The organism is Clostridium bowmanii, assembly GCF_018861315.1.
Taxonomy (GTDB): Bacteria; Bacillota; Clostridia; order Clostridiales; family Clostridiaceae; genus Clostridium_AD; species Clostridium_AD bowmanii.
The window spans coordinates 94,858-113,675 of record NZ_JAHLDL010000010.1 but is presented as its reverse complement, the minus strand read 5'-3'; the positions used below and the strand labels follow the sequence as shown (position 1 = coordinate 113,675).

15 protein-coding genes and 1 pseudogene are annotated in these 18,818 nt (G+C 30.6%); 13 read left to right on the top strand and 3 right to left on the bottom strand.

Features of this window, described 5'->3' with window-relative positions; translation table 11 throughout:
• Positions 1-479: 479 nt before the first annotated feature.
• A complete protein-coding gene (locus KPL51_RS08810) occupies positions 480-716 on the top strand; it encodes a hypothetical protein (protein WP_216159676.1) in 237 nt (78 codons plus the stop codon).
• Positions 717-998: 282 nt separating this feature from the next.
• Here the strand turns inward: KPL51_RS08810 and KPL51_RS08805 are convergent, their stop codons facing one another.
• Positions 999-2,348 (bottom strand): APC family permease, encoded by a 1,350-nt coding sequence (locus tag KPL51_RS08805; protein WP_216159673.1) that lies wholly within the window; start codon positions 2,346-2,348, stop codon positions 999-1,001.
• A 195-nt stretch (positions 2,349-2,543) separates the two neighbouring features.
• Here KPL51_RS08805 and KPL51_RS08800 point away from each other — a divergent pair, with 195 nt between their 5' ends.
• The 7 genes from KPL51_RS08800 to KPL51_RS08770 all read left to right on the top strand — a co-directional run bounded on the left by KPL51_RS08800 (position 2,544) and on the right by KPL51_RS08770 (position 13,003).
• The gene (locus KPL51_RS08800) at positions 2,544-4,223 is read left to right on the top strand and encodes a Mur ligase family protein (RefSeq protein WP_216159670.1); all 1,680 of its coding nucleotides are present in this window, start codon (positions 2,544-2,546) and stop codon (positions 4,221-4,223) included.
• 264 nt (positions 4,224-4,487) lie between these two features.
• On the top strand, positions 4,488-5,291 hold the full coding sequence (locus KPL51_RS08795) for a cyanophycinase (RefSeq protein ID WP_216159667.1): 804 nt from the start codon (positions 4,488-4,490) through the stop codon (positions 5,289-5,291).
• 89 nt (positions 5,292-5,380) lie between these two features.
• Entirely contained in the window at positions 5,381-8,032 is a 2,652-nt protein-coding gene (cphA, locus tag KPL51_RS08790; protein WP_216159664.1) for a cyanophycin synthetase, read from the top strand.
• A gap of 444 nt (positions 8,033-8,476) precedes the next feature.
• Positions 8,477-9,136 carry a TetR/AcrR family transcriptional regulator gene (locus tag KPL51_RS08785; protein WP_216159661.1) on the top strand — a complete coding sequence of 220 codons (660 nt, stop codon included), beginning with the start codon at positions 8,477-8,479 and terminating at the stop codon, positions 9,134-9,136.
• 64 nt (positions 9,137-9,200) lie between these two features.
• A complete protein-coding gene (locus KPL51_RS08780; RefSeq protein WP_216159658.1) occupies positions 9,201-10,586 on the top strand; it encodes an MFS transporter in 1,386 nt (461 codons plus the stop codon).
• Between the two features lie 38 nt (positions 10,587-10,624).
• Entirely contained in the window at positions 10,625-11,551 is a 927-nt protein-coding gene (locus tag KPL51_RS08775) for a glycoside hydrolase family 36 protein (protein ID WP_216159655.1), read from the top strand.
• A complete protein-coding gene (locus tag KPL51_RS08770; protein ID WP_216159652.1) occupies positions 11,552-13,003 on the top strand; it encodes a DUF6937 domain-containing protein in 1,452 nt (483 codons plus the stop codon).
• A 122-nt stretch (positions 13,004-13,125) separates the two neighbouring features.
• Here KPL51_RS08770 and KPL51_RS08765 read toward each other — a convergent pair whose 3' ends face one another.
• Complete coding sequence (locus tag KPL51_RS08765; protein ID WP_216159649.1) at positions 13,126-14,316, bottom strand: macrolide family glycosyltransferase; 1,191 nt, start codon at positions 14,314-14,316, stop codon at positions 13,126-13,128.
• A 468-nt stretch (positions 14,317-14,784) separates the two neighbouring features.
• Here KPL51_RS08765 and KPL51_RS08760 point away from each other — a divergent pair.
• The 4 genes and pseudogenes from KPL51_RS08760 to crcB (KPL51_RS08745) all read left to right on the top strand — a co-directional run.
• A pseudogene (locus KPL51_RS08760) lies at positions 14,785-14,907 on the top strand (N-acetylmuramoyl-L-alanine amidase); the annotation flags it as partial.
• Between the two features lie 295 nt (positions 14,908-15,202).
• Positions 15,203-15,382, top strand: a complete 180-nt coding sequence (locus tag KPL51_RS08755; RefSeq protein ID WP_216159646.1) for a hypothetical protein — start codon at positions 15,203-15,205, stop codon at positions 15,380-15,382.
• 48 nt (positions 15,383-15,430) lie between these two features.
• The gene (crcB, locus tag KPL51_RS08750) at positions 15,431-15,847 is read left to right on the top strand and encodes a fluoride efflux transporter CrcB (RefSeq protein WP_216159643.1); all 417 of its coding nucleotides are present in this window, start codon (positions 15,431-15,433) and stop codon (positions 15,845-15,847) included.
• Positions 15,848-15,877: 30 nt separating this feature from the next.
• Entirely contained in the window at positions 15,878-16,231 is a 354-nt protein-coding gene (gene crcB, locus KPL51_RS08745) for a fluoride efflux transporter CrcB (protein WP_216159640.1), read from the top strand.
• 207 nt (positions 16,232-16,438) lie between these two features.
• Here crcB (KPL51_RS08745) and KPL51_RS08740 read toward each other — a convergent pair whose 3' ends face one another.
• On the bottom strand, positions 16,439-17,413 hold the full coding sequence (locus KPL51_RS08740; RefSeq protein ID WP_216159636.1) for a WG repeat-containing protein: 975 nt from the start codon (positions 17,411-17,413) through the stop codon (positions 16,439-16,441).
• A 375-nt stretch (positions 17,414-17,788) separates the two neighbouring features.
• On the opposite strand from KPL51_RS08740, the gene sigG reads away from it, so the two are divergent.
• Positions 17,789-18,562 (top strand): RNA polymerase sporulation sigma factor SigG, encoded by a 774-nt coding sequence (sigG, locus tag KPL51_RS08735; RefSeq protein WP_216159634.1) that lies wholly within the window; start codon positions 17,789-17,791, stop codon positions 18,560-18,562.
• The last annotated feature ends 256 nt before the right edge of the window (positions 18,563-18,818 follow it).

The window sequence follows — 18,818 nt, the reverse complement described above, 5'->3', positions numbered from 1 at the left end:
AAGAAAATTATGAAATAACAGTTTTTTTGAGCTTAATTATGATACTAAGTCGAATTAACATAAATATACATAAATCTTAACCTAATATTAACTCTCCCAATATATACTATACTTATATAATGTATTATTAGGAGATATCGTTGTGTAAAACTATGTTAGTACTTAACGTAAATATTGTTAGAACATAGGAATAGCCAAAGCTGATAAAAAAGGAGACTGTGAATATTTAACATAGATGTTGTTTAAGTTAATTACATTAAAAATACTCAACATAGGTAGTGAAGGGAAGTGATTGCTTATACTTAACTCATTTCGAAAAATTGATATTAAAATTTTAAGTTTTATTTATAATTATCTTCAATTTCCATTACTAGATAAAATAATGGTCATTATTACTTCAATGGGTAATGGTGGGATAGTGTGGATTTTGATTTCGCTATATCTAATTTATAGTAATAACTATAGAAAAGCAAAAGGAATTGTTTAATAAGTGGAGTGAAAAAGTTAAGATTATTGCTGAATATATTAAAACTAACAAGCAACGTAAAAAAGAAAATACTAACATACTTTCTAACTTAATATCTTCTAATTTGATTTACAATCATTCAGTTAACAAAATTGCTAAAATGGATAAAAATTTTTGGATTTATGAAAAATGCAATAGATGTGGCATATGCCAAAAGATTGGTAAACTAAGTTTCTGTTTGTTATCATAAATAAATTCTACTGCCAGCACTCTACCTTTTTTTTGCAGTAATAATGTCATCATTTATTATGTCTTTTATAGGTGATAATTTCTTAACATCAACTTGCTAAGGCGAATAATTTTGAAGGAATAGTGGCCAAAAGAAAAGATAGTAAATATTATTATGACAAGAAAACTAAAATAAAGTTGTTCTCTTTTGAACAGCTTTATTTTTTTGAGCAAGAGGCATATGCAGTTGGTTTTTAAATAGAAAGCTAATTAGAATGAATATGGGATTAACTTTAGCTGAAGTCTACTTTGAATTCTTTCTCATATACAAGTACACAGGAAGTCCTAGTAAAGTTATAATTATTCCATAGGTTGCATTGGAGGGATCTGTTATAAAAGTACTTACAAGTATAAATACACCTCCTATTATCCCTATTAATGGTGTAATAGGGTAAAAGGGAACTTTATAGGATGTTTTTATATCCTTATGTTTACTTCTTAAGATGAATATACCTGCAACGCACATAGTAAAAAATATCCACATTATAAATACAATTAGATTTGTAAGAGTATCAAAGGAACCACTTAATACATAAAAACTTGCCAGGATTACTTCAAATGCAAATATATTAATAGGGGCTTTAAATCTATTATCAACTTTACTAAAAAACTTTGAAAAAGGTAAAAGCTTATCTTGAACCATAGCGAGTGGAATCCTAACCCCTGTCATTAAATATCCATTTAATGCTCCAAAGATAGAAACCATTATTCCACCAGCTACTAAGGCAGCACCAATAGGCCCAAATAAGATTTCTGCTACGTCCGAAGCTGGTTTAGAGGATGCTATTACCGCTGTGACAGGCATGACGTTAATTATTGCTATATTAATAAATAAATAAACTATTATTATTACGGATAGTCCTATAATTATAGATCTTGAAATGTCCTTTTTACCATTTTTAAGTTCACCGCTCATGTTACCAACGCTAATCCAGCCATCATAAGCCCATAAGGTCCCTAAAATTGCTGATCCAAAACCTGCAATGCCTACTGAGTTTAATGAAGCTACTGGTGCTGTAAAGTCATGAACAGTCCCTTTCACTAAACCAACTAATATGATAACAAGTATTGGAATAAGTTTTCCTATAGTTGCAACAACCTGAAGTTTGCTTCCAAGCTTTGTTGATATAATATTTATGACCATGAGGAAAAATAAAATGAATATAGCTAGTATTTTTTGCTGCATTGTTGTCATTTGCGGTATAAAATAAGTGGATTGAGTGACTAGGACTATTGATAATGCGGCTATTACTCCTGGTACATAAATTAAGGTTTGCATCCATCCAAATAAAAATGCACATTTTTCACCATATAATTCTTTAAGATATACGAAAACTCCACCCGTGGTTGGATAAGCTGTAGCTACTTCAGCAACTGTTAAAGCAGCGGCTGTTGTTATAAGCCCCCCAATTACCCAAGCCATTATTCCTAGCATTGGTGTACCAGCATTTTTAAAAACTGAGGAAGCTTTAAAAAATATTCCCGAACCTATAACCATACCTATAACTATAGTAATAGCTTCTAGAAGTCCTATCTCTTTTTTTAGCCACTTAGAAATAGTAATCTCATTATTTTCAGTAATTGACTCTTTCATTAATAATCATCTCCTTTTCATTTAAGTGTTTTCTAATTAATCTATTACCTTTATTATTATTACAATTAAGACAGTTATAGAACTATTAAAATAACACATACTTCATCTACTAATATAAAATATGAATAAATAATTAGTAAAAGATAACAATATTATAATGAGCATAAATAAATACCCGTAGGAGATGATTACTACTTGAAGATTATTAGCTTTAAGGTTTTTAAGGGAAGGAATATATATTCTCACAAGAAGTGTATAAGGATTAACCTAGACTTAGAAGGGTATAGTGAAATTCCTAGTAATGAAATTTTTCATTTTAATAATAGGCTTATAAATATATTACCGGAGCCTTTCGAACATATATGTGGTATAGATAATAATGATAAAGATTTTAATAAGTCGTATGCAGAAGGCACTTATTTGGCACATGTATGTAAGCATATTATACTTGCACTCCATAATATGATTGGTGTTAAAGTAAGTTATGGAAAGGCAAAGGAAGTATTTAAGGATAGTTGTTATGTAATTTATCAATACCAATTTGTGGATACAGGTATAGAGGCCGGAATTATAGCAGTGGATCTCATTAATTCATTAATTCATAGGTCTCAATTAGATTTAGATTTAAGATTAGTTCAGTTGAGAAAAATATTAATTAGTGAACAGGATAAATTAATTGTGGATATACCAAGGAATATTCCAATAGTAGCAATAACAGGGACTAATGGAAAAACTACTACCACAAGGCTAATAACACACATACTATCAATTTCAGGATATGTAGTTGGAATGACAACAACTAGTGGAATTTATATAGACGGAAAATGTATATGTAAGGGTGATATGTCAGGTCCTAAAAGCGCTTTAGTTGTTCTTACAAATAAGAATATAAATGCAGCTGTACTTGAAACTGCACGTGGTGGAGTAATAAGAGAAGGTCTTGCGTATGATCTTGCAGATGTTGCAGTTATTACAAACATAACAGAGGATCATATTGGGATAGATGAAGTTAAAACCATAGAGGACTTAGCCAAAGTTAAAGCTTTGGTTGGTGAAGCAGTTAAAACTGAGGGCTATGTGGTTATCAATGGAGATGACAAAGCTAGTATAAATATTTTGCATAGGTTTAAGAGTAAGCTTATTATTTTTTCTATGGATAAGAACAATGAGATCATGCAAGTAAACATTAAAAATGGTGGATATGGAATTTATATAGATGAAGATTATATAATTGTACAAAAAAATACTAATGTTGAAAAGTTGATTAACATAAATAATATAGGAATAACAATGAAAGGTTTACTCAAGTTTAATATAGAAAATGCCATGGCAGCTTGCGGAGCTGCAATAGGGCTAGGTATAGATTATGATATTGTAGTGCAGGGGTTAATGTCATTTTACAGTGATGAAAATCAGAATCCTGGGAGATTTAATCAATATTTTGTTAATGATGTAATGGTAATTTTAGATTATGGGCACAACATTGCAAGCTACAAGGCTGTATTTAGTGCACTTAAGAATATAGAACATAATAAACTTATAGGAGTTATTGGGGCACCAGGAGATAGACTTGATAGTTTTATACTTGAAGTTGGTAAATATGCAGGAGAAAATTTAGATTTTATTTTTATAAAGGATAACGAAGATAAAAGAGGTAGAGCTAAAGGCGAAGTAGCGAATATTATAGAAAAAGGAGTGCTAAAATCCAATTTTCATAGTTCAAACATAAATAAAATCTCAGAGGAGTCTGAAGCATTCAAAGCTGCTTTAGATTTTGCACAGCCTAAAGATATTATTATAATATTTATTGAAAATCCTAAACCTTTTATAGATATAATGAGAGAAAAAGGTCAATTAAATAAATACTCAAACTAAATTATGGTGAAGGGTTATAAAAACTCTTGCCTCTTAAGTTCTTTGCTTTTTCTAAGGGCAAGAGCTCTCCTAATTTCTCGAAATGATGTATATTTTTATTCGATTATCCAAATGATAAATAAGTAAAATAACATTAAAATAGTGGAGGATTCACTTAGATAAATTAAGAAAGTTAAATGGATAACCTTTTAAGTAATGGAAGAAACAAAAACTTAGTATGAAAGAGAAGCTCTAAAATCTATAAAATTTATTATAGGATGGTGAATGTTAATTAATATACAAGAAGGGTTAATTATAATAGGTGGAGCAGAAGATAAAAAAGGCGATAAAAAGATCCTTAAAGAGGTAAGTTCACATATTAATGAGGAAAATCAACTTTTAGTTATAGTAACAGTAGCAACAGAGTTACCAGTAGAAGTAGGTAATGAATATACGAATATATTTCATGAGTTAGGTATTGTAAATATCAGAGTACTTGATGTAAGAAATAGGGCAGATGCTTTAAAAACTGAAAATGTGGAATTAATTGAAAAAGCTTCTTTAGTATTCTTTACTGGAGGCGATCAGCTTAGAATAACCAGTATACTTGGAGGTACTCCCTTATATAAAAGTCTGAAGCGTAGACATTCAGAAGATTGTGTCTTTGTTGGCACTTCTGCTGGAGCATCAGTAATGAGTGATGTTATGATAGTAACAGGACTCGATGATGAATCTGCTAAAAAATGTACTCTTAAGATGGCTCCAGGACTCGGATTGATTACTGGAGTTATAATAGATCAACATTTTGCCCAAAGAGGAAGAGTAGGAAGGTTATTAGTTGGTGTAGCAGAAAATCCGGAAATTTTAGGGATAGGTATTGATGAAGATACTTCAATTATTGTAAATAAAAATAATATTTTAAGAGTAGTTGGCTCTGGTGCAGTTTATATTATTGATGGAAGTAATATAAGCGATACAAATGTGTCGGAACAATATCAAAATAATATATTGTCAATATTCAATGTTAAAATGCATGTATTAAAGGATGGAAATAGGTTTGACCTAACATCTAGAATACCAATGGCATAAATATGTTATTATAATTTACTGTCAGTATTTCTTAATATCTGTATTGGTGGTAGATATACAAGGTAGTATCTTATTAGGAGGAGAATTACATGAAAATAATTAATCATAGGGTATTTTACGGTAGAAATATATATTCTCATAAAAGGTGTATAAGACTTGACCTAGACTTAGAGGGTTATAGTGAAATCCCTAGCAAAGATATTTATGATTTTAATGAAGGTTTAGTACAACTTTTGCCAGAACTTAGTAAACATAGATGTGGAATAGATGAAGATAGGGGTTTCATTAAAAGACTTACAGAAGGAACTTATTTGGCACATATAACTGAACATATTATAATAGCACTCCAAAATATGGTGGGCGTAGAAGTAAGTTATGGGAAGTCTAGGGAGATATTTGGAGATAATTATTACGTTATATATCAATATGAATATAAAAACACCGGACTTCAGGCTGCAAATATTGCAGTTGATATTGTTAATTCATTGATCAATAAAAAAATATTTGATATAGATTTAAGATTAAAAGAATTAAAGGAAATATTAATGGACGAACAACTTGGGGTAAGTACACTTAATATTTGTAATGAGGCGAAAAAAAGAGGGATTCCTATTCTAAGGATAGGTGAAGATAGTATTTTTCAATTAGGGTATGGTAAGTATTCTAAAATTATTCAAGCAACAATGGGAAATGATACAAGCGCAATAGCTGTAGGTATTGCACAGGATAAATTGCTAACCAAACAAATATTAGCTATGCATTGTTTACCTGTAGCAAGCGGAATGAAAGTTAAAAGTAGTTTAGATGCTCTTTCCGTTGCAGAGGATATCGGGTACCCAGTTGTAATTAAACCTGAGTTTGGAAACCAAGGCAAGGGAGTTATTGTCAATATAAAACATGAAAAACAGTTATCAGATGCCTATGAACTTTTGGCTCAGGAGTATGAAGATATAATAATAGAAAAGTTCATAAATGGAAGGGATTATAGAGTGTGTAGTGTTTACGGAGATATAGTTGCAGTTTCAGAAAGAATTCCTCCATACATTATAGGTGATGGTGTAAGTACTATTGAAAAGCTCATTCATACCATAAACGGGGATCCAAGGAGAGGTGAAGGTCACGAAAAAGAATTAACTAAAATTAAAGTAGATGATAGACTTATAGAATATCTCAAACAAAAGGAATACACATTAAAGGTTGTTCTTCCCGAAAAAGAAAAATTATTTTTAAAAGATAATGCTAATTTATCTACGGGTGGATTCGCATTAGATTGTACAGATTTAATATGTGAGGAGAATATAGAAATATGCAAAAGAGCTGCAAGTGCTATAGGCCTTGATATTTGTGGGATAGATTTAATATGTGAAGATATAAGTAAACCAATAACCGACGGCGGAGTAATTATAGAAATAAATGCTGCACCTGGTATTAGAATGCATCATAATCCTTGTATTGGATTATCACGTAATGTTGCAGGTCATATAGTTGATAAATTATTTAAGGATATACCAAAAAATATTCCAATAATATCAGTGACAGGAACCAATGGAAAAACTACTACTACAAGACTCATTTCACACATACTTTCCATTGCGGGATATACAGTGGGAATGACCACCACAAGTGGAATTTATATTGATGGAAAATGTACATTTAAGGGGGACACTACGGGTCCTAAAAGTGCTCTAGCCGTTCTTATGAATAAAGAAATAGATGCAGCTGTCCTTGAAACTGCAAGAGGTGGGATGATAAGAGGAGGACTCGCTTATGACCTTGCTGATGTTGCTGTTATTACAAACATAACTGAGGATCACCTTGGAGTAGATGGTGTAGATACTATTGAAGACTTAGCTAAAGTTAAGGCTTTGGTTGGAGAAGCAGTTAAAGATGATGGGTATGTTGTAATTAATGGTGATAATAAAATGTGTATAAGTATTTTGCCTAGGCTAAGGGGGAATCTTATAATTTTTTCGAGTGATAAGGACAATGTAGTGATGAGAAGTAACCTTCATAAGGGTGAATATGGAATTTATATAGACCAGGGTAAAATTATAATCCAAAAGGACACTGATTGTGAAACCTTAATTGACATAAAAATGATAGGTATAACAATGAATGGTGCTTTAAAATATAACACTGAAAATGCCATGGCAGCATGCGCGGCCTGCGTAGGACTTGGAATAAGTTATGATATTATTAAGAAGGGCTTAACTTCATTTCACTGTAATAATGAGCAAAATCCAGGAAGATTTAATACATATTATGTGAATGATGTAATGGTGGTATTAGACTATGGACACAACATTGATGGCTACAGGTGTGTATTAGATGGACTTAAGCAGATAAAACATAATAAACTTATAGGAGTTGTGGGTGTGCCAGGAGATAGACCAGATAGTCACATCCTACAGGTTGGTAAATGTGCTGGAGAAAGCTTTGATTATATTTTTATAAAAGAAGATGAAGATAGAAGAGGCAGAGCTATAGGCGAAGTAGCAGATATTCTATTAAGAGGAGTCCAAAAATCCAAGCTTCATAACAAGAACATTAAGACAATGTTAAAAGAGAGGGATGCATTTAAAACCGCATTGGATTTTGCGAGTCCAGGAGATATTGTTATAGTTTTCTTTGAAAAGGAGTTAGAACAACTTATAGATATAATAAATAACAAAATTGAGGAAGGTAAAAGTGAAACTAAATTATTGAATCCTTCAATTTATATGGATAAAAAGGTACAATAGATTTTTTCTTATCCTATACTTAAAAGATGGTTACCACATATGGGAGCCATCTTTTAACTGTTAAATGGCAGTACATATAAACAGAAGTAATTTTCTGCTTGAAGCAGGAATAGAAAATGTAAAACGTGGCGGGAATCATTGATATTACTACTAGTTTAGATCCAAATTACATTGAGAAGGCTGAAGTTAAAGAAGGATAGAAGAGACTATTTTAAGTTTATTCTATCCTTTTTTATATTACAACAGATAATTGCGAACAATTATTACTGGTATAATATCTACGAAAAATAATTTAAACGATTTCATTGTAATTTACAAGACTGAATGATAATATATATATTGCAGTGATAGTTAAACTATCACCATGTTAATAGTAACTTAAAACTACAAATTAGAGATTTAATAATTAAGTATTACTCTGTTAAACAAAGGAGAGAATATACAATGGATTTAAAAGTAAAAAGAAAATTGGAAATGGATAACCAAAAGAAAAAAAGAAAGGAAGAAGTTGTACTAGCTGCAATAGTAGTTTTTAAAGAGAGGGGCATAGATAACTCTAAAATGACAGATATAGCTGATAGGGCTGAAATAGGAGTTGCAACAGTATATAGGTACTTTAATACAAAAACTGAGATAGTAATAGCTGCAACTGCCATTATGTGGGAAGAAAAAATTAGTATTTTGTACGGTAAGTTTGGTGAATCAATCTTCATGGAACTTAATGGTGCAGATAGAGTTAGAGAAATATTAAATCTTTTTATAAATGTATACCAAAAGTATCCTGAATTTTTAAGTTTTTTAGAGCATTTTGACAATTACATTGTAAAAGAAGCTATACCACTAGAAAATTTGGTGAGTTATGAAAAAATAATAATTGATACAAAATCGGCTATTTTTGATGCAATAGATCAGGGAAAAAAAGATGGGTCTATTAAAAGTAATATTGATAATGATGCCTTTTATATTACAATTACCCATTCATTAATGAGTTTATGTCAAAAATTAATTTTAAGAGGTACCATACTAAAAAGTGACAAAGATATTGGAGGAGAAATACAGTTAAAATTGCTGATAGACATGGCTATGTTGTATTTAGTAAGTTAATAAGAAGCCTTTTAGGTTTCTGAATATAGTTATAAAATACTTAATAATATTAAGGGGGAAAATCATGAAAGAAAAATTACCATTATCTAAACAAATCGCTTACTCATTAGGTCAATTTGGTTGGTCTTTATTATCAGGTATCGTAGGTTCATATTTGATTTTCTATTATATACCAACTAAAGAATCAGGTATTATGACAGTGATTCCGCAGGTAGTGTTCCTGGGATTTTTAACAGTAATAGGATTAATCACAATGCTTGGAAGATTTTTCGATGCGGTAACAGACCCCTGGATTGCAACATTAAGTGACAGAAGTAAATCAAAAAAAGGTAGAAGAATTTCCTTTATGCAAAAGGCTGCTATACCATTTGCTGTATGTACAGTTCTAATGTTCTGGTCACCAGTAAAAGGAGAGAGTCCCATTAATGCAATTTTTCTTACAGTTGTACTACTTTTGTTTTATTTATTCTTAACTATGTACGTAACACCTTTTTTCGCTCTCCTATCTGAACTTGGTCATACACCAGAGGAAAGACTAAACCTTTCTACTTTTATATCTGTTACTTGGTTTTTAGGTGCAGCGGTTGCATCTCAAGCACCTCAATTATGGAACATATTTTTAAAAATGGGTTATAGCATGGAAACTTCAATGAGATTAGCACTATCCATACTTGCTTTCATAGGACTTATTTTTCTTTTGGTGCCTGTATTTACAATTGATGAAAAGAGATATTGTGAATCAGTTCCTTCAGAACTTAAAATGATAGATTCAATTAAAGCTACCTTTAGAAATAGAGAGTTTACAGTATTTGTTTTTTCGGATTTAGTATATTGGATTGCTATTACCACATTTCAAGCTTCACTATTATACTATGTAACTGTATTACTAAGGCTTCCTGATACAATGTTTGGAACCTTATTTATACTTCTAGGGGTAGGTTCATTCTTATTCTATGTTCCAATTAATATAATAGCTAAAAAATTCGGAAAGAAAAAGTTACTAGTTGTTGCCTTTTGTATGTTTATTGCTGTTTATATATATGGTGCATTTCTTGGTAAACTTCCAATATCAAATCAAATACAAGCTTATTTATTAGTAGTTTTAGCGGCGATACCAATGGCTATTTTTGGTATACTTCCAAATGTAGTTATTGCAGATATTGCAGAATATGATGCTAGAAAAACAGGTATAAGAAGGGAAGGAATGTTTTTTGGCACACGTACATTTATGTCAAAGGTAGGACAGACACTTTCAATGCTTATATTAAGTGCATTGCTTCTTTTAAAGAGAAATGGTAGCAATGAAATAGGAATACGTTTAACTGGAGTTTTTGCTGCTGGATTCTGTGTTGTGGGGCTTGTGCTTCTTCTTATGTACAATGAAGAAAAGATACTAAGTGGTATTACATCAGAGGTTAAAGCTTACGATTTGAATAATAAGAATATGTAATTTCATTAAAAAAATTATAAATTCCCCTGCCAGATTTAGTGGGGGAATCTAATGAGAGAGGTGATAGAAATTCTAAGATTTTCAAAGAAAAAAAACACTGGATTTTAAAAGATAGTCATGGTGAACTTGCGCTTTCTGGAAGCAATTGGAGTAGATTTTACGCACTTGATATATATAACCCAGAGGTAAGAGAGTATATTAAGAGCGTGTTTTCAGTAGTGCTTGATGAGTGGGGCTATGATATGGTAAAACTTGATTTTTTGTATGCGGTTTGCCTTGTTCCAAGTAAAACTAAAACAAGGGGTCAAATTATGACGGAGGCCATGGAGTTTCTACGTGAATGTGTGGGGGATAAACTTATACTTGGTTGTGGAGTACCGCTTGGTCCTTCTTTTGGACTAGTGGATTATTGTAGAATTGGTTGCGATGTAGGGCTTGACTGGAATGATAAAGTCTTTATGAGAATGCTTCACAGGGAGCGGATATCTACATTATATGCTCTAGGGAATGCCATAGGCACAAGACAGCTTAATGGAAGAGCCTTTTTGAATGACCCCGATGTATTTTTACTTAGAGAGGATAATATAATGCTATCTGAAACACAAAGACAAACACTTTTTACAGTAAACCATATTTTTGGTAGTTTGCTTTTTACATCAGATAATATAAAAAAATATGATAGTAAAAAGCATTTGATGTTTGATAATATAATGAATTTAAAAGAAAAGAAAATACAAAGTGTAGAGTCCTTTAGAAATGGACTTGTTGAAGTTATGTATTCGCAAGATGAAAGCAGATATTTAGCAATTATAAATTTTAAAAATAAAAATATAAGCTATAATAATAAATTTAGTGTACTTAAAGAGCACTATTTTGACAAGGAAAATCCAGATACACTAACAGAAAAAACATTAAAGTTAAAGCCTTATGAGAGTAGAGTATTTGTTATAAAGGGGGACTTATAAATGGAAAGATCAAAGAATATTTTCGGTAATGAAATTTCAGATAAAGTCTACAATAAGGCTGTAAGAGCAAAAAAGAAACATATTAAAAAATTTGGTGACGATTCAAACAGTGTATACCATTTGAGTGTTTCTGATAATGCAACTTTATCACCTTTCATTGGTATAAAAAATATTGTAACTACAGAGGGTACTGAAAGTATTAATACTGATAAAGGGATTATTATTGGTAATATCAGAATGGGTTTTGGACATTATAGAATATCTATGGCAATAGCTTCTGCTGCCTATTCAATGGGGTATACACCTTATTGGTTTGACCTAAACTCATACAGTGAGACTACAGGAGGAAAGGTAATTGCACACCTTAATTCCCTGTATTCTATGGGATCTAGATGGTCACAAAAATATCCTATTTTTAATAAGCTTTATTGGGAACCGCTTAACTCAGAGGGCTTTAGAAAATTATCCTACAATGCTATGGATCAAAAGATTTCCGAGTTAATGACCCCAATTTTCAAAGAACTTCCAAAGAATATGCCTTTTATAGCAACTCATGTCTGGCCTGCACAAGCGGCTATACATGCTGGAATGAAAAAGGTTGTAAATGTGATTCCAGACAATTGGCCTATGGCGCTTCATCTTGCGGAAGGTTCAATTCATACGGTTCAGACTCCCTCAGCTTTTTTAGGATATAAAACACTTAAGGGAATGGATGGTAAAAAGATACTTAAACCAATACCGGATAAGCAAATATATGAAGTAGGTCATTATATTGATCATGAATTAGTAATAAATTTAGATGGTGACTGCGAAAAAAGACTTGATCGAATTAAAAACAATGAAACTAAGAGGATTCTTCTTACGGTTGGTGGTGCAGGAGCACAAAAGGAGATTTTTGCAAAAATAATACAAAACTTAATGCCGCATGTAAAAGAAAAAAGGGTGGCTATTTATATTAATGTAGGAGATCACAAGGATGTTTGGGAGGGACTATGCGAAGAAATTCCTGAGTTATCATCAATATCTCTGAACTATTTTAATGATTGGAGTAAAACCTGTGATTTTGCCAAAATGGCTCTTGATAATGAGATAAGCGGAATACATGCTTTTTATAATGAAGACATATTTGCTGCAGTGTATAGTTCAAATTTTCTTATGAGATCTTGTGATATTCTTATAACAAAACCAAGTGAACTTGCTTTTTACCCAGTACCAAAGCTACTTATAAAAAGAGTCGGTGGACATGAAGCTTGGGGCGCTGTAAGAGCTTCAGAAGTGGGGGATGGTACAATAGAATGTGAAACTTTTGGTAAAACATTGCAAATGCTTCATTTAATGATAAACGGTGATGAAATACTTACAATGCTTTGTAATAATATAATAAAAGCAAACAAAATAGGTCTTTACAACGGAGCATATAAAGTAATAGAACTGGCTACTAGAAAATTATAATAATGGAAATATAAAGAGTGAGATTACACTATAAGTTATATTGTTTAAAGCATATAGATTTGTACAACATATTTGGCACCATTCTGGCCATCCTATAGGGAAGAAATTATTATAAATACATACTAAGTATAGTAAGTATTATACTTAGTACCTATGCTAAAGTTTAGACCAATATATTTTTCTATTTCAGTAGTAGCAGCTTTATAGCCGCCACAGTTTATCATATCTTCGCTCATTATTTTCATGTTTTCTTTATACATTGAATTGTTAAGAACATCATTTAATGCTTTTTTTAAAGTTTCAACTGAAACATTTTTTTTGTCAATTACTATTCCTAGTCCTAATTCTTCTAATCTTCTAGCGACAGCAGGCTGATCAGCGAATTGGGGTATAGTAATAACTGGAACTCCATAATAAATTGCTTCATTTGCACTATTCATTCCCCCATGAGTAATAAAAACATTTGTACGTTTAAGAACATCTAATTGAGGAACAACTTGATATACTAGAAAGTTATCTGGAATGGTTCCAAGATCCTTTATGTTTACATTTTTACCTATTGACATAATTATTGACATATCAACATCACTAAAGGCTTTTAAACAAATTTGAAAAAAGTTTAATGATTTATTAAATAGAGTACCTAAAGAAATATAAATTACTTTTTCTTTTAACTTATTTAGTGGAATGTTATTTTTTTCTGCCCTTTTAATGATAGATGGGCCAATAAATTTATACCTCGCACGTTGAAATTGTTCACTATGAATCTGAAATTTACGTGAAGTAAAAACTATATTTAGTTCGGGTACATTTTCCAATACTTCCGTCAATATATCATTATTTTTGACTTTTTCCTCGCCAATTATTAACTGCGTAAATATTTTTCTTGCCAGTTTATTTTGAATTAATTTGAACTTAAACGACGATTTACCAGAGTTTTTAGGATTAATGGTGTTTTTATTAAATGCAAACATTGAAATTAATCGTATTGTTGGTTTTTTTAAAGTATCACCTAGATGTTTTCCCATGAAAAACATGAATTCATAAATAATCAAATCATAATTTTTACCAATACGTAGTGCAGTTTCATAAATCTTACTCATAGTTAATCGCATACCTTTCAATGACATTGCTAATTTTTCGTTGTAATCATAAAGCATAATGCTTGCACCAGTAAGTGCTATTTCTTCTCTAAATTCTTCTGAAATTAAATATGTTACTTTATATCCTCTATCAACAAGTTCTTTTGTAATTGCAATTGTTGGATTTACATGTCCATGAAATGGAACATTTATTATTAATATTTTCACCATATTTTTTCTCCTTTTTATTTTATTACAGTTATACTAATCTGTATAAGAATTCTTGGTTTAGTACTTAAAGAATATAATTAAGTATAATTTTTATTATACTTAATTTAAAAATAAATGTTCCATATGATTGTTAGAAGCTCAGGAATAAATCCCTCCCTATGTAACCTGCTATCTGGTGATTTCTGGTGATTTATGTCGAAAGATAACGAATATAGAATCTAATTTCTAGTGATGACATAAGATAATTTGGTTACTTATTGTTACAGTTATATAAGGTAACCCAAAACAATAATTATAAATTGTTATATTCAAGTGTAATCTAGATAAAAAAAGTGGGCAAGAAAGATGCCAAGGTAGTTACTACAGAGACTAATACTTTTGAATTAGCTTAGGAAAATAGTGCCTGCAAGGGCACTACTTTTCTACTTAAACATTTAAATAAGGAATATAATAAGGAGGAAGAGAATAATGGTTAAGTTATGTTTTGATTATGGACATGGTGGAGAAGATAGCGGGGCCTTATACAATGGAAGAAAGGAATCTAATGATGTTTTAAATTTAGGTAGAGCTATAGCTTTAGATATTAGAAGGCAATGATAATAATGTTTTTGATAGTAAAAGAAGTGGGATTATTAAAGCATTAACTAAAGCTATCCTTGCAGAAGTAGGTGTGTGCTATATTGATACCTTAGGAGCAACAACGGGGTAAAGACAGCTACTCAAATAAAGGGAACATACCAATGCGGTGGTGCATAGACTCAAGATAATAAACTCAATTAATTCTAAAAAAATATTTTGGTGTAAAAAAGGGATTTATGGAGTATACGTAGAACAATATAAACTAAGTGAATTATGTAAAATATATGGGGACATTTATACCACTTAAATGATTCACGCAGAGATTGATCTTCTTTTAGATTATAGCAATTTCCTTGAAAATACAGGGAAAAGTGATATAGTAATTGATAAGCTAGATGAGATATACAGAATTTCTATAGACGATAAAATGTATGCTAAAACCATGGAGATTTGTAAAAGAACTATAAGATTAGATGAAAAAAGATAATCGGTGTAGCCTGTGATACACTAGATATGTTGAGGAAGTGAAATACATATGAGAAAATACACTTTTATTGCTATAGGTGGAATGCTTGGAGCAATATTGAGGTATATAATTAAAAATATACATATAGTCTCTTATAAAGGAGTTATACCAATAAATACATTAATACTTAATGTTTCTGGTGCTTTTTTATTAACACTTATACTTACCCTTACTTTTAAAGTTTTTGAGTTAGATGCTGATATGAAATTAGGAATCACTACTGGATTTTTAGGTGCATACACAACCTTTTCCACACTATGTAAAGAAGTTGTAAATCTTATGGAGCAAGGCAATTACTATTCTTCTATATCCTACGTTGGGTTTTCAATAATGATGGGGCTTGCTGCTGCTTACTTTGGAGTAGTACTCGGAAGAGAAGTCGTTGCAAAATACATAAGTAACCATAATGGCTCTAATAATGTGTAACCAGAAGAAGAGACATAGGAGGTTAGCTAAATGACATATGTGTTAGTTGCAGTTGGTGGAGCAGCTGGGAGTTTGGTACGGTATAGTCTTGGTAAATTTATAAGTGGAAAATCAAAACACTCTTTTCCAATAGGAACTTTTATAATAAATATTACAGGGGCAACATTCTTAGGTATCGTTAGTACAATTGGTGTTAGTAGTAATATAATGTTACTACTTGGAGATGGTTTTTTAGGTGCATACACAACATTTTCAACATTTATGTATGAAGGATTTAATCTATTTCAAGAAAAAGAAACACTGAATGCTTTCATATATATTTTATGCTCAGTAATATTAGGTTTAGGAGGATATTGGGTAGGAAGCAAAATAGGTAACTTATAAAAGAGGAGGAGAAATAATTTACATATACATATTTCAGACTTTAATGCTCTGAAAGTAACATAATAGCAATTGTGTTACTTTCACTTTGATGCTATTGTTCATTTATTAAAAATATTTATTTCAATTTAACATATCATATTAACTTGTACCTTTAAATGTATCATAATAAAATTTGTATGAAAATATAAAGAAGTTGATGTAAATTTTTTAGTTTAGATACACGTATTTGTCAACAGGTATGGTTATATTCCCTTTTTTATCTATATAACATGGTTTGTAAATAGGATAACCTTCCTTATCACGAGTTTCAATCAAAATAGTAGCAAGACCTTCACTAAAAGATTCAGCATAATCATATTTTAAAGGAATAACTACTTTGCCTGTTTTATCTATATATCCATATTTAAGTTCAGCTCCTTCAATATTCTGAAATCCAATAACCGCAAAACCTTCACTAAAAGATTGAGCATGATCATATTTTAAAGGAATAACTACTTTACCTGTTTTATCTATATATCCATATTTAAAGGGTTTATCTTTGCTGGGTTGAAGAGCTACAAGAGCTCGACCTTCGCTAAAAGGCTCTACATAACGATATTTTAAAGGTATAACTACGTTGCCTGTTTTATCAATATATCCATATTTATCGTCCAACTTCACTGTTGCTATCCCTTCAGTAAAAGAAGATATTTCTTCATATTTCATAGGTGCTATTTCATTACCATGTTTATCTATTAATCCATAGGTTGTATCAATATTCACAAATATAGATTCTGCATTTGTATACCTCTTAATACCTACTATAGCTATACCATCACTAAATTCTCCTGCAACATCATATTGGTGAGCTATTATTTCATTGTCCGTTTTATCTATATATCCATATTTTCCTGATATTTTAACAGCTGCAAGCCCTTCGCTAAAAGATCCAGCATAATCATATTTTAAGGCTATTACCGCTTTTTCTGTCTTATCTATATATCCATATTTATCCTTTAATTTCACTCTTGCTAACCCTTCATTGAAACAATATGGATTCTCAATTTCATAATTTTTATGTAACCATACCATATTATATTTTTCTTTTTCAGTTTTTGCATATACAGATACTGTATTTATGCATGCTACTAGTGCAAAGTATATTACTAACAATATAATCATAGTCCTCTTTTCTTTTCTCATAGTTTTACCTCCATTAATATGTATTTTTACCTTATTTGTATATTTTATCATTTATTACATATAATGGCAATTATAATAATAGAGTTGGGTATTTTTATTTATCCCCACGAAAAGGTATATTAATATACTGAATATGTAATAGGGTGGGTGTTTCACATAATAGTATAGGGGCTAATACTACACAACATCAATAATTATTAAGATTAAGTAATATTTAATTCAGTACATTTATAAACCAAAATATAAATGAAAAGTACATTAACAATTGAAAAGATGAAATTAATAAAATTGTGTAAGGGTTGTCTGTAGTATAAAAGAGAAATCTTAAGGACATAATTTTAAGACGATTACTTTGAAAGGGATGATGACCTTATTATGATGTTCAACAAAGTAGAAATATGTGGAGTAAATACTTCAAAATTACCTGTAATGAAAGAAAAAGAAAAGAAAGAGTTACTACTTAGGATAAAAAATGGCGAGAATGGGTGTAGAGAAAAATTTATTGAAGGAAACTTAAGGCTAGTTTTAAGTGTTATTAAGCGTTTTAATAATAGAGGTGCAGATGTAGATGATTTATTTCAGGTAGGGTGTATTGGTTTAATGAAATCCATTGATAATTTTGATTTAAGTCTAAATCTTAGATTTTCTACATATGCAGTTCCTATGATTATTGGAGAAATTAGAAGATACTTAAGGGATGATAACTCTATAAGAGTTAGTAGGTCAATAAGGGATATTGCATATCGAGCATTACAAGTTAGAGATAGATTGGTAAATCAAGACAATAAAGAGCCTACTATATCTCAAATAGCAAAAGAACTTGAACTACCGCGTGAGGACGTGGTATTAGCACTAGATGCTATACAAAATCCTGTATCGTTATTTCAACCAATTTATCATGATGGTGGAGATGAAATTTACGTGATGGACCAAATAAGAGACACTAAAAACTCGGATGATAGTTGGATTGAAAATATAGCAATTAAAGAGGGATTAAAAAAATTAAAAGATAGAGAAAAGGTAATTTTAAATATGAGGTTCTTCGATGGAAAAACACAAATGGAGGTGGCCGATGAAATTGGAATATCACAAGCACAGGTATCTAGAGTCGAAAAAAATGCCTTAAAACACATAAAAAAGTATATATAGGTCCTCTAGTAGGACCTTTTCCCATACATTTTTTATACTTACCTTAAATATTTTTATTTTATATAATATATTAGATAAGAAGCCTAATTAACTAACTTAAATTACCTTTTTTGCATTATTCAAATAATATAGACTTAAATTACTACGAGTATTTCATTATAATAATGAACAATATAATAATGTAAATAATTATTTAATAAAGAGGAGGCAATTAGCTTCCTTTTAATAAATCACTAAGAATGTAATATTTTTAGTA